At 68.9% G+C, this 12,889-nt stretch carries 11 protein-coding genes; 8 read left to right on the top strand and 3 right to left on the bottom strand.

Annotation, left to right across the window (positions count from 1 at the left end; translation table 11 throughout):
* Window positions 1-19: 19 nt before the first annotated feature.
* The 3 genes from ACWEH3_RS01850 (at window position 20) to ACWEH3_RS01840 (ending at window position 4,183) form a co-directional block, all read left to right on the top strand.
* Window positions 20-1,882, top strand: coding sequence for a dynamin family protein (locus ACWEH3_RS01850; RefSeq protein ID WP_450015275.1), 1,863 nt, complete (start codon window positions 20-22; stop codon window positions 1,880-1,882).
* Window positions 1,879-3,432, top strand: a complete 1,554-nt coding sequence (locus ACWEH3_RS01845) for a dynamin family protein (protein ID WP_450015276.1) — start codon at window positions 1,879-1,881, stop codon at window positions 3,430-3,432. Before ACWEH3_RS01850 ends, ACWEH3_RS01845 begins: the two co-directional genes overlap by 4 nt.
* Before the next feature lie 106 nt (window positions 3,433-3,538).
* On the top strand, window positions 3,539-4,183 hold the full coding sequence (locus ACWEH3_RS01840) for an endonuclease (protein WP_450015277.1): 645 nt from the start codon (window positions 3,539-3,541) through the stop codon (window positions 4,181-4,183).
* A 10-nt stretch (window positions 4,184-4,193) separates the two neighbouring features.
* On the opposite strand, the gene ACWEH3_RS01835 is transcribed toward ACWEH3_RS01840, so the two are convergent.
* The 3 genes from ACWEH3_RS01835 to ACWEH3_RS01825 form a co-directional block, all read right to left on the bottom strand.
* Entirely contained in the window at window positions 4,194-5,357 is a 1,164-nt protein-coding gene (locus ACWEH3_RS01835) for a zinc-binding dehydrogenase (protein ID WP_450015278.1), read from the bottom strand.
* 139 nt (window positions 5,358-5,496) lie between these two features.
* The gene (locus ACWEH3_RS01830) at window positions 5,497-5,793 is read right to left on the bottom strand and encodes a hypothetical protein (RefSeq protein WP_450015279.1); all 297 of its coding nucleotides are present in this window, start codon (window positions 5,791-5,793) and stop codon (window positions 5,497-5,499) included.
* Between the two features lie 5 nt (window positions 5,794-5,798).
* Complete coding sequence (locus ACWEH3_RS01825; protein ID WP_450015280.1) at window positions 5,799-7,502, bottom strand: MFS transporter; 1,704 nt, start codon at window positions 7,500-7,502, stop codon at window positions 5,799-5,801.
* Window positions 7,503-7,612: 110 nt separating this feature from the next.
* On the opposite strand from ACWEH3_RS01825, the gene ACWEH3_RS01820 reads away from it, so the two are divergent.
* The 5 genes from ACWEH3_RS01820 to ACWEH3_RS01800 all read left to right on the top strand — a co-directional run bounded on the left by ACWEH3_RS01820 (window position 7,613) and on the right by ACWEH3_RS01800 (window position 12,491).
* Window positions 7,613-8,083 carry a MarR family winged helix-turn-helix transcriptional regulator gene (locus ACWEH3_RS01820; protein WP_450015281.1) on the top strand — a complete coding sequence of 157 codons (471 nt, stop codon included), beginning with the start codon at window positions 7,613-7,615 and terminating at the stop codon, window positions 8,081-8,083.
* 309 nt (window positions 8,084-8,392) lie between these two features.
* Window positions 8,393-10,240: a molecular chaperone DnaK gene (gene dnaK / locus ACWEH3_RS01815; protein ID WP_355071493.1), complete on the top strand. Its 1,848-nt coding sequence runs from the start codon at window positions 8,393-8,395 to the stop codon at window positions 10,238-10,240.
* Entirely contained in the window at window positions 10,237-10,887 is a 651-nt protein-coding gene (gene grpE / locus ACWEH3_RS01810) for a nucleotide exchange factor GrpE (RefSeq protein ID WP_450015282.1), read from the top strand. Before dnaK ends, grpE begins: the two co-directional genes overlap by 4 nt.
* 24 nt (window positions 10,888-10,911) lie before the next feature.
* Entirely contained in the window at window positions 10,912-12,072 is a 1,161-nt protein-coding gene (gene dnaJ / locus ACWEH3_RS01805) for a molecular chaperone DnaJ (RefSeq protein WP_450015284.1), read from the top strand.
* Entirely contained in the window at window positions 12,072-12,491 is a 420-nt protein-coding gene (locus ACWEH3_RS01800) for a heat shock protein transcriptional repressor HspR (RefSeq protein WP_355071498.1), read from the top strand. The genes dnaJ and ACWEH3_RS01800 overlap by 1 nt, the downstream gene beginning before the upstream one ends.
* The last annotated feature ends 398 nt before the right edge of the window (window positions 12,492-12,889 follow it).

Genomic DNA, 12,889 nt, shown 5'->3' with positions numbered 1-12,889 from the left:
GAAAGAGGTCCATACCGCGATGGGGACACCCGTGCCGAACGCCACTCCACCGGCGGTACCGCTGCTGTCGGTACTCGGTGAAACCATCGCGGCGGCCCGTGCCGCGGGCCGCAACGATCTGGTCGGCCGTCTCGAAGTGGCGGCCGACCGGGTCCGCGACCCGCGGCGGCGCATCATCGTCGCCGGGCAGCTGGACCAGGGCAAGAGCCGTTTCGTCAACGCGCTGCTGAACCTGGACATCTGCCCGGTGGGCGACGACGCCACCACCGCGGTGCCGATGCTGCTCGCCCACGGTCCCGAGCCGCGCGCGGAGCTGGTCCTCGCGGCGCACGGCGACTCCAGCGGCGCGGAGACCAGGGTGGCGGTGCCGATCTCCGAGATCGGTGCGATCGATCAGCGCGCCCCGCTCGCGCAGGGACGTCGGATCGTGCGGCTCGAGGTCCAGATCCCCAACGCGTTGCTGGCCGACGGCATCGTGCTGATCGATACTCCCGGCGTCGGCGGGCACGGCAACGCCCACGCGGCGGGTGTGCTCGGAATGGTGCCCGCCGCGGACGCGGTCCTGGTGCTGTCGGACGCGTCGACCGAACTCACCGAGCCCGAGCTGGCGTTCCTGCGGCAGGTGCGGGAACTGTGCCCGACGGTGGCGCTGCTGCTCACCAAGACCGACCTGTACCCGCACTGGCGCCAGGTGCACGAGGCCGATCTGGGCCATCTCGCGCGGGCCCGCCTCGACGTGCCGATGATCCCGGTGTCGTCGCTGCTGCGCAGCCACGCGATGCGGTTGCAGGACGCGCAGCTGGGCGTCGAATCCGGCTTCGGCGTGCTGTACACCTTCCTGCGCGACCAGGTGGTGGCGCGCGATCAGCTCGCCACCCGCACCGCCGTGGCCCGCGACATCCGCTCCGCGGCAGAGCATCTCGCGCTGGCTCTGGGCAGTGAGCTGGTCGCGGTCCGCGATCCCGCCCAGGGCGCGGCGGCGGTGCGCGAGCTGCAATCCGCCCGTTCCGCGGCGGAGGAACTGCACCGCAGGACCGCCGCCTGGCAGCAGACGCTCGCCGACGGCATCACCGACCTGGCCGGTGACGTCGACCACGACCTGCGCGACCGTCTGCGCAATCTCGCGCGCACCACCGAGGAATGGATCGACGAGCACGATCCGGGCAGGCACTGGGACCGTATCGCCGAACACCTCACGGGCACCGTCGATACCGCGCTCGGCGACAATCTGCTGTGGACCCACGCGCGAGCGATTCAACTCGCCGAGCGCGTCGCCGAACACTTCTCCGAACTCGGCGCCGTCGATCTGCCGGACGTGCGCCCCGGCGCAGGCGCCGACACCGGCCGCGCCATCACCGGCACGCTCGCCGATCTGGAACCCGACATCGGTCTCGGCAGCAAACTGCTCGTCGGCATGCGCGGCTCCTACGGCGGCGTGCTCATGGTCGGGCTGGCCACCACCTTCGCCGGGCTCGCCATGCTCAACCCGATCTCGATCGGCGCCGGGTTGATCGTGGGCGGCAAGGCTTTCCGGGACGACAAGCAGGCCAGGCTGGCCAAGCGGCGCAACGAGGCGAAGGCGGCGGTGCGCCGGTTCGTCGACGATGTGGCGTTCCAGGCGGGCAAGGAGTCGAAGGATCGACTGCACCGCATCCACCGCGCGTTGCGCGACCACTACGCGGGCGTCGCCGAACGCAGCCTGCGCTCGATCGACGAGTCGCTGCGGGCCGCGCAGGAAGCGGCGTCCATGGTCGCCACCCGCCGCGCCGAACGCGGGGCGCAACTGGAACAGCAGCTGCGCGTGGTCGCCGAACTGCGCCGATACGCCGATGCCATGCAGAACGCACTACCGATGGGACCCGCCGGTACGGTAACCCCGTGAGACGTGATGGTGGCCCGGTGCCGGGAATCGTCGCCGAGGCGCATCGGCTGGTCGGGGCGGCGCAAGCGGCGCTCGCGGGCGAGCCGCGGCCTCGTGCCCTGCTGGCCGACTGCGCCCGCCGATTGGATCAGCCGCTGCGGGTGGCGCTCGCCGGTTCGATCAAGGCGGGCAAGTCCACGCTGCTGAATTCGCTTGTCGGACAGGACATCGCCCCGACCGACGCGACCGAGTGCACCAGGGTCGTCACCTGGTATCGGTACGGCTCCACACCAAGCGTGACGGCGTACGCCCCCGACGGGGCCCGCGCGCATGTCGTGGTTCGCCGTGGCAGCGGGACGCACGGGCTGACCTTCGACCTGGAGCGGCTCAACTGGAACGCCCCGGCTCCGCGCGAGGTCGATCATCTCGAAGTCGAGTGGCCCGCCGCGACGCTCGCGCACACCACCATCATCGACACCCCCGGCACGTCGTCGCTGTCGCGCGAGGTGTCGCGGCGCACCGCGCGTCTGTTGACGCCCGGCGCGGACGACGAGCGGTCCGAGCAGAGCGTCGCCATCCCGGGCGCCGACGCGGTGGTCTACCTGCTGCGCCGGCTGGACGCGACGGACGTGCAGTTTCTCGAACGCGTGGGCGCCGGAACCGCCGTGGCCAACGGTGGACCGGGGGCGCCCGGCCCGCTCGGCATCGTCGGCGTGGTCTCGCGGGCTGATGAGATCGGGGCGGGCCGGATCGATGCGCTGCACTCGGCGCGCGACGTCGCCACGCGTTTCGCCGGGGAATTGGAACGCACGGGTCTGTGCCAGGCGGTGATCCCGGTCGCCGGCCTGCTCGCGTTCGCCGCGGCGACGCTGCGTCAGCAGGAGTTCGCGGCTTTCGAGGCGCTGGCGCGGGTCCCGGTCGACGAACTGAGCGCCGCGTTGCTCTCGGCGGACCGTTTCGCGCGCGCCGACGTGCCGCTGCCGGTGCCGCCGGAACTGCGCGCGCAGCTGGCCGAGCGGTTCGGGTTGTTCGGCATCCGGATGGCGGTCACGCTGATCCGGCTCGGCGTGCGCGATTCGGCCACGCTGGCCGCCGAATTGACCAGCCGCAGCGGCGTGGACGAACTGCGCTCGGTGCTCGACGTGCAGTTCGGTCAGCGCGCCGATCAGCTCAAAGCGCATTCCGCGCTGACCGCGCTGGCCAGGGTGCTGACCGCCTATCGAGGCACCCCGGCCGATCGCCTGCTGCCCAGGGTGCGCACCCTGCTGGCGGATGTGCACGGTTTCGCCGAGCTGCGCCTGCTCGGCCGTCTGCGCACCGACGAACTGGCGCTGCCTGCGGACGATCTCGCCGAACTGCACCGCCTCATCGGCGGCTCCGGGATCGCGCCCCATCTGCGCCTGGGCCTCCCGTTCGACGCACCGCTCCCCGCGCAGCGGGCCCAAGCGATGGCCGCGGTCCGGAAATGGCGCGCGCGGGCACGTCACCCGCTCGCCGACCAGTTCACCGCCACGGCCTGCCTGACCGCCGCTCGCAGCGCGGAGGGCACCCTGAGCGTGCTGCCGGAATGATCGCCCCCGCAGCGCGGTGACCTGCGAGGACGTCGTACCCACGCCCTGAAGGGCGGTGTAGTCGACGTGGGCCCGGGTATGCGCCTGGTAGCGAGAGGAGGTAGCGATGAGCCAAGAGGACGTCGTACACGAACTGCTCGTCCGTGCGGGCACGGGATATGCCGAGGAAGCGGGTATCACGCTCGACGACAAACCGGCCGCACTGTTCCAGCTGCTCATGCTTTCCCAGCTGCTCAGTGCCCGCATCTCCGCCGAGATCGCGATCGGGGCCACCCGGGAGCTGCTCGGCAGCGGCTATCGGACGCCGCACCGGGTGGCGGACGCCGACTGGCAGGACCTGGTCGACGCGTTGGGGCGGGGAAACTATCGCCGCTACGACGAGAGCACCGCGACGAGGCTGGGCCACAACGCCACGCGGGTGCTCGACCGGTACCACGGTGATCTGCGCGAGCTGGCGAAAAAGGCGGACAATGACCCGCGGCGCGCGGCCGAACTGCTCCAGGAGTTCGACGGCATCGGCCCCACCGGCGCCGACATCTTCCTGCGCGAGGTCCAGGACACCTGGCCCTGGGTCCAACCTCATTTCGACGAGCGAGCCCTGCGCGGCGCCAAGCGCGTGCGGTTGCCGGAGGATCCCGACCGGCTGGCCCGCCTTGCGCCGAACCACCACACCGCGGATCTCGCCGCGGCCTTGGTGCGGGTGACGCTGGACGAGAAGATCGCCGACGAGGTTCTCGCCGCCGCGCCCTGACCGAGTGCGCTCAGAGCAGCGCGGTGCCCGCACCGCGCGGGTCGATCAGGATCTTCGCGTGCCGCTCCGGGTTGCCGAGGGCGGTGAAGGCGTCCGCGACGCCGTCCAGTCCGACGGTCCCGGTGATCAAGGGGCTCGGGTCGACCCTTCCCTCGGCGAGCATGTGCAAGGTGTCGCGGAACTCGCCGGGGTCGTAGCCGAGGACGAACCGCAGTTCGATCTCCTTGTTGATCGCCATGGCGGGATGGAAGCGGTCGGTCTCCATACAGACCCCGACCACCACCACACGTGAGAGGGGCGGCGCGGCCGTGAGGATCTGGTCGATGATTCCCGGTACGCCGACACATTCGAAGATGACCGGACCGGCCGGTCCCGCGTTCAAGGTGTGAGCCAGCCGGAAGACATACCACCACGGCAGGTTCGGTATCCGCCGCAGGCGATCCATGGCGTCGAATCCGAGTCCGAGGATGTCGGTGACGCCGTTGATCCGTCCCTTCTTCGGGGCGGCCGTCCAAGGCGATGCGGTCGCCGGATCGACCACGACGTCGGCGCCGCACGCCGTCGCCAGTTCCCGTCGGCGCGGCGAGAAGTCGCTGGCCACCACGGTGCGCACGCCCGCGGCTTTCAGCATGCTGATCACCGCGAGCCCGATCGGCCCGCAGCCGATGACGAACGCCGTCTGTCCCTTGCCCACCCGGCCCCGGCGCACGGCGTGCCAGGCCACGGCCATGGGCTCGGTCAACGCGGCGTGTTCGGCGGACAAGCCGTTGGGCACCGGCATGGTCATCGATTCCTGGACCACCACCTGTTCGGCGTAGCCGCCGGGTGCCGCGGTCGACAGTCCCACCAGGTGGGGTTGCCTGCCGTGCCGGACGATCGGCAGGGACACCACCGGCGTTCCCGTCTTCCACCTCTTCCGGCAGTCCGGCCCGTAATCGACCACCGTGCCGCTGAATTCGTGGCCGAGCACCACGCTCTGATCCGAACGCATGAAGTGCTCGTAGCCCGTGGCCACGGCCAGGTCGGCCAGTTCGTCGGCGTGGGTGCGGGCATGCAGATCCGAGCCGCAGATTCCGCAGCGTGACACGTCGATCAGCAGTTGACCCGCACCGGGCCGGGGCGTGGGCAGTTCCGTGACCTCGAATTCGGCGGCGGTGACGACGGCGGCCCTCATGGCGACTCCTCGGATCGACGGCGCACGGTGGGCGCCTCGGCCGGGGCGCCCCGCCGCCACCCTACTGCGGCAGGGCGCCCCCTGTGGCTGCCTCGGCCGTAGGCTAAACGGGCCGAGGCGCTTTCGGTTGCGGCTTTCGTCAAGCGCCGCGCAGCCGCGGGTACACCTCCTGCTCGAGGTAGTCGGCGACGTCGCGGCCATGGCGCCGGGCTTCGTGCACGGCGACACCGTGCCGTCCGGCAACCTCCTTCAGCGCGGGCCGCGATCTCTTCTCCACCCCGCCGCCGATCAGCAGATGGGCGAACTCTCCGGTGTCGAGTGCCGCGAGCGCCTCGTCGTCGGCGGTGACACCGCGCGCGGAGAACCCGGCGGCGCGAACCCGCTGGACGGCGGCGTCCACGGTGTTCCTGCTGCGGCCGATGATCAGAAGGTCCATCTCGCTCACACACCTACCGGTTCCGGGTCCGTCACATCGATATCGATCTCGTGGTGTTCGAGCTTGGCACTGCGCGGCAGCGCGAGGAAGCCCAGGCAGACCAGCGCCAGGACGCCGATGCCGTACCAGAGGGTGCGCTCCAAAGTGTTCGCGAAGTTCACCGCGTTCGCCCGTATGCCCGCCGTCGTGAGCACCTGACCGACGCCGCTGGAGCCCGGCTCCGCGCTGGTCCGGCAGCTGTCCGGCACCACGGTCGGATCGACCTGCGCGGATCGATCCAGCACGCAGGCGCGGAAGTTCGCGAGGATCTCCTCCCGCGCCTGCTCGGGCACGCCTACCGCGGCGAGTTCGGCGCGAACCTCGGGCGCGACCGTGTCGACCCCGCGTGCCGAATCGTGGTCGAGCTGGGTGAAGAACACCACGCCCACGAGCGCGACGCCCAGAGCCGTGCCGAGTTGCTGCCCGGTATTGAGCAGACCGGACGCCGAGCCCGCTTCCCGCGCGGGCACCTGGCCGAGCAGCAAGTCGATGGTCGGCGCGACCACCATGCCGAATCCGGCACCGGTGACGATCAGCGGGAAGACCATCTGCCACGAGGCGATCTCCGCGCCGTAGTGCGTGGCCAGCCAGCCGTAGAGGCCGAAGCCCGCGGCGTTGACCAGGCCGCCGACGATCAGCACCCGCCTGCCGAACCGCGGCGCGAGCACGCTCACCGAGACTCCGGCGCCGATCCCCGCGCCGACTGCGAAGAACACGGCGGTCAGCCCGGCTCGCATCGGCGTCCAGCCCAGTCCTGCCTGCATGAACAGCGTCCACACCAGGAAGAACCCGCCGAGTCCGATCCAGAACAGCAGCCAGCTGACCAGCCCGATCGCGAACGGCCGCGACCGGAACAGCGTCAAGTCGACCAGGGGTGAGCCGACCGTCCGCGCCCGGTACCGCTCATAGGCGACGAACACCGCGAAGGTCGCGGCGGAGGCGGCCATCATGACGAATGTCCAAGCGGGCCAGTCGAGTCTGCGCCCCTCGGCCAGCGGGTAGACGAGCAGGAGCACCGCGCCGATGGCCAGGATCATGCCGACCACGTCCAGGCGCGGCGCGGCGGGCGAGCGGGACTCCTTCATGACCGCCGCGGCCGCGCCGAACGCGAGAATGCCCACCGGGACGTTGACCAGGAAGATCGGCCGCCACACCAGGTCGAACAGGTCCCACTGCACCAGCAGGCCGCCGAGCGAGAGACCGACCGCGGAGGCGGACCCGCCGACGCCGCTGTAGAGCGCGATGGCCCGCCCGCGCTCGTGCTCGGCGAAGGTGACGCGGATGATCGCCAGGATCTGCGGCACCATGAGCCCGGCCATCGCGCCCTGCACGAAGCGTGCGGCGATCAGCATGGCCGGATCGGTGCTCAGGCCGCAGGCCGCCGAGGCGAGCGTGAAGCCGGCCATGCCGATCAGGAAGATCCGTTTGCGGCCGAAGATGTCGCCGAGCCTGCCGCCGGTGATCAGCACGGCGGCGAAGGCGAGCACGTAGGCCGCGACGATCCATTCGATCTGTGAGTACGCGGCGTGCAGATCGGCCTGGATGCTCGGCACGGCGACATTGACGATCGTGACGTCGAGCAAGTCCATGAATCCCGCGGCGAGTACGACCGCGAACGCGATCCAGCGGCGGGAATCGGTAGGGGGGCGAGTAGTGCGGTCGGGTTCCATGAGGGCCTCTTTCGGATGGAAGGGAAGTACCGACTTCCAAACTATGCACCTCAAGTGATTATCAATCAATATGGCAATCATAAAAGGTGCGTTAATGCTACGATCGGGGCGTGACCGAAGCCGATCCGACGCCGCTTTCCGACCATGTCGCCTTTCTCCTCGGCCAGCTCGGGTTCCACACCGCGTACCGCTTCAGCGACGGGTTGGCCCCACTCGGTATCGGTCCCAGGCATTTCGGCACGCTGCGCGTGCTGCGCGAGCACGATGGCCAGTCGCAGCAGCAGCTGTGCGAGACCCTGGGCATCCACCGCAACGTGATGGTCGGGTTGGTCGACGAGCTGGAGAAGCGCGGCCTGGTCGAGCGCCGCAAGCATCCGGCCGACCGCCGGGCGCACGCCGTCTACCTGCTGCCCGCCGCGCATGATCTGCTGGCCCGGGCTCAACGTGTCGTCGACGGACTCGAGTCCGACCTGCTGCGCGAATTCGACGCGGCCGACCGCACCACCTTGTTGCGGCTGTTGCAGCGGCTCGCGGCGACGAACGGGCTGGAACCGGGCATTCATCCCGGACTCTCCCGCTGAACTCCTGCCCTTCGGGGCTTCCCTCGCCGCGCCGGAAGTGTGTGGCAGGCACGCATGTGCGTCGCCGTCCGGGAATTAAACGCGCGAGTCGCCCGTTGAGCCTTTCGACAATATTGAGTGTCTACGACTCAAGTTTCGGTTGACTCCGAGACTTCTGCGAGGCAGGATTGAGCCGACCACGCTCAGTGTTGCTGGGGCCGTGCTCCGTGAGGTGCTAGGGGCGAGGTCTCGCGGCGTCCCGTAGCGGGCGCCAAGGGCGGTTTCGCTCGGCACCTACACACATCGGTACGTCAATTAGGAGGAACCACTATGGCTCGTGCGGTCGGAATCGACCTCGGGACCACGAACTCGGTCGTCGCCGTTCTCGAAGGCGGTGAACCGGTTGTCGTCGCCAACTCGGAAGGATCGCGCACCACCCCGTCGATCGTCGCGTTCGCGAAGAACGGCGAGGTACTGGTCGGCCAGCCGGCGAAGAACCAGGCCGTCACCAACGTCGACCGCACCATTCGCTCGGTCAAGCGGCACATCGGCACCGACTGGTCGGTGGACATCGACGACAAGAAGTACACGCCGCAGGAGATCAGCGCGCGCGTGCTGATGAAGCTCAAGCGCGACGCGGAGTCCTACCTCGGTGAGGAGATCACCGACGCGGTCATCACCGTGCCCGCCTACTTCGAGGACGCCCAGCGGCAGGCCACGAAGGAAGCAGGCCAGATCGCGGGCCTGAACGTCCTGCGCATCGTCAACGAGCCCACCGCCGCGGCGCTCGCCTACGGCTTGGACAAGGGCGACAAGGAACAGACCATCCTGGTCTTCGACCTCGGTGGCGGCACCTTCGACGTCTCGCTGCTGGAAATCGGCGAGGGCGTCGTCGAGGTCCGCGCCACCTCCGGCGACAACCACCTCGGTGGTGACGACTGGGACGAGCGGGTCGTGCAGTGGCTGGTCGACAAGTTCAAGGCCAGCTCGGGCATCGACCTGACCAAGGACAAGATGGCCATGCAGCGGCTGCGTGAGGCCGCCGAGAAGGCCAAGATCGAGCTGAGCTCCTCGCAGAGCACCTCGATCAACCTGCCCTACATCACCGTCGACGCGGAGAAGAACCCGCTGTTCCTCGACGAGCAGCTGACTCGCGCCGAGTTCCAGAAGATCACCTCGGACCTGCTCGACCGCACCCGCGCGCCGTTCCAGTCCGTGATCAAGGACGCGGGCATCAAGGTGTCCGACATCGACCACGTGGTGCTCGTCGGCGGTTCCACCCGTATGCCCGCCGTCACCGACCTGGTGCGCGAGCTGACCGGTGGCAAGGAGCCCAACAAGGGCGTGAACCCGGACGAGGTCGTCGCCGTCGGCGCCGCCCTGCAGGCCGGTGTGCTCAAGGGTGAGGTCAAGGACGTCCTGCTGCTCGACGTGACCCCGCTGTCGCTGGGCATCGAGACCAAGGGCGGCGTGATGACCAAGCTCATCGAGCGCAACACCACCATCCCGACCAAGCGCTCGGAGACCTTCACCACGGCCGACGACAACCAGCCGTCGGTGCAGATCCAGGTGTTCCAGGGTGAGCGCGAGATCGCCTCGCACAACAAGCTGCTCGGCTCCTTCGAGCTGACCGGCATCCCGCCCGCCCCGCGCGGCGTGCCGCAGATCGAGGTCACCTTCGACATCGACGCCAACGGCATCGTGCACGTCACCGCGAAGGACAAGGGCACCGGCAAGGAGAACACGATCAAGATCCAGGACGGCTCCGGCCTGTCCAAGGAGGAGATCGATCGGATGGTCAAGGACGCCGAGGCGCACGCGGCCGAGGACAAGGCGCGTCGCGAGGAGGCGGAGACCCGTAACCAGGCCGAGTCGCTGGTCCACCAGACCGAGAAGTTCATCAAGGAGAACGAGGACAAGGTCCCCGCGGACGTCAAGACCAAGGTCGAGGCGGCCATCGCCGAGGCGAACGAGGCTCTGAAGGGCACCGACATCGCCGCGGTCAAGGCGGCCGTCGAGAAGCTGGCGACCGAGTCGCAGGCGCTCGGCCAGGCCATCTACGAGGCCTCCGCCGCGGACGCCGCCGCACAGGGCGACGGCGCGACCAGCGCCGCGTCGGATGACCAGGTCGTGGACGCCGAGGTCGTGGACGAGCCGGTCGACACGGAGAAGAAGTGACCGAGGGCAACTCCGAGAAGGAGCCGATCACCTTCGTCGACAACCGGAAGATCGATCCGGAGACCGGTGAAGTCAGGCAGCAGGCCGCGGACAACGGCGCCGCGGCCCCGCAGGTGAGCGAGGGCGTGGACATCGACAACGACGACGTCCTCGCCGACACCATCAGCGGCGAGCTCGCCGAGCGCACCGCCGACCTGCAGCGGCTGACCGCCGAGTACGCCAACTACCGGCGCCGGGTCGAGCGCGACCGCAAGGCCGTCATCGACAACGCCAAGGCGTCGGTGGTCACCGAGTTGCTCGGCGTGCTCGACGATCTCGACCGCGCGCGGGCGCACGGTGACCTGGAATCGGGTCCGCTGCGGTCGGTGGCCGACAAGCTGTCGGCCGCGCTGCTCAAGCAGGGGCTCGAGGAGTTCGGTTCGGAGGGCGAGCCTTTCGACCCGACCCTGCACGAGGCCGTGCAGCACGAGGGCTCCGGCCACGACCCGGTGATCGGCATTGTGATGCGCAAAGGCTATCGCTTCGGCGATAGGGTGCTTCGGCACGCGCTCGTCGGGGTAACCGACGGCGTAGCCGATCTGACGGAAAACGCTGTTCAACCTACTGAAGAGGCATCGGATGTTGATGCCGGCGCGAACGATCAATAAGGACGCGAGAGGAGGAGATGCTCGGTGAGCCAACGGGAGTGGATCGAAAAGGACTTCTACAAGGAGCTGGGTATTTCCTCCGGCGCCTCGCAGGACGAGATCAAGAAGGCCTATCGCAAGCTCGCCAGGGACTTGCATCCGGACGCCAACCACGGTGACACCAAAGCCGAGGAGCGGTTCAAGGCCGTCAGCGAGGCGCACGCCGTGCTGTCGGATCCGGCCAAGCGCAAGGAGTACGACGACACCCGCAAGCTCTTCGCGGGTGGCGGCTACGGTCGCGGTGGCTTCGGCGGCGGCACCGGTGGCGGCTTCTCGCAGGAGTTCAACCTCGGGGACATCTTCGGCGGCGCCGCCGGTGCCGCCGACGGTGGCCTCGGCGACCTGCTCGGCGGTCTGTTCAACCGGGGCGGCACGCGGTCGGCGAGCCGCCCCAGGCGCGGGGCCGACGTGGAGACCGAGACGACGCTCGGTTTCCGGGAAGCGGCCCAGGGCGTCACGGTCCCGCTGCGGATGACCAGCCCCTCGCCGTGCACGACGTGTCACGGCAGCGGCGCCAAACCGGGCACGAGTCCGCGAGTCTGCCCGATCTGCAACGGGACCGGCATCGTCAGCCGCAACCAGGGCGCGTTCGGCTTCAGCGAGCCGTGCGACGAGTGCCGGGGCAGCGGGTCGATCATCGACGACCCGTGCCTCGACTGCCAGGGCAGCGGCATCCAGAACCGCACGCGCACCATCACGGTGCGGATTCCTCCCGGAGTCGGTGACGGTCAACGGATCCGGCTGGCCGGTCAGGGCGAGGCGGGACTGCGCGGGGCGCCCTCGGGCGACCTGTATGTCACCGTCCACGTCAGCCAGGACAAGGTCTTCGGCCGCAACGGCGACGACCTGACCCTGGTACTGCCGGTCAGTTACAGCGAATTGGTCCTCGGTACAACGGTTTCGGTACCCACTCTGGACGGCCGGGTCGGCGTCAAGGTGCCTCCGGGTACCGCCGACGGCCGTACCTTGCGGGTGCGCGGCCGTGGCGTGCCCAAGCGCGGCGGCGGCGCGGGCGACCTACTGGTGACGGTGAAGGTCGCGATTCCGCAGAAGCTGGACAACGACGCCGTCGAGGCGCTGAAGCGCTACCAGGAGGCGGAACGGGCCGGCGGCTTCGACCCACGTGCGGGATGGGCAGGTGCGTGATGTCCTCCGAACCGAAGAACGCGTCCGGCGGGTCGCGGGCCGAGTTCTTCATGATCTCGGTCGCGGCCCAGCTGGCCGGCATGCACGCGCAGACGCTGCGCACGTATGACCGTCTGGGACTGGTCACGCCGCAACGTACTTCGGGCGGTGGTCGGCGCTACTCGGCCCGGGACGTGGAGCTGCTGCGCGAGGTGCAGCGGCTGTCCCAGGACGAGGGCGTCAACCTGGCGGGCATCAAGCGCATCATCGAACTGACCAATCAGGTGGAGGAACTGCGCCAGCAGGTCGCGGAACTGTCGGCCGAGCTGGAGCGGACGCGGGCGGCGTACCGCCCGGATCTCGCTCCGCAGCAGCGCAGTACCGCGCTGGTCGTCTGGCAGCCGCGGCACCGTCGTGAGGACGGTCAGCGCAGACGATAACCGGCACCACGACGGCCCCGGCCTCGGTCGCACATCGCGATCCGGCGCCGGGGCCGTCGTCGTGCACGGGCATTGTCACAAAGATTTGCTGAAGATAAACCAGAACATGTTCAACGGAAGCGGTGCGGCACCATATATTTCGTTGCCGCATCAACTGGACATTTTCACCATAGATCAGTTTACGTAACTGGTTCGGCCTACCCGATTCGATCCACCTCGAGTGGAGGTCATGTTGCCCCGAAGTCGCTAGAACAGACCAATCGGGACGTAATTCCGCAAGAGAGCCTTACCAATTCGGTGTGCACACGACTGATTTTCTGCTGAATCCCCGGTCTTACAGTCGGTTTCTCTGGCGTGTCGCCCTGGGGATCCTCGTTTAGACGAAATTGAGTGCGGTA

It is taken from the genome of Nocardia sp. NPDC004718, from assembly GCF_053601535.1.
The sequence above is the reverse complement of the archived record's forward strand: the minus strand, read 5'-3'. Positions and strand labels throughout refer to the sequence as shown.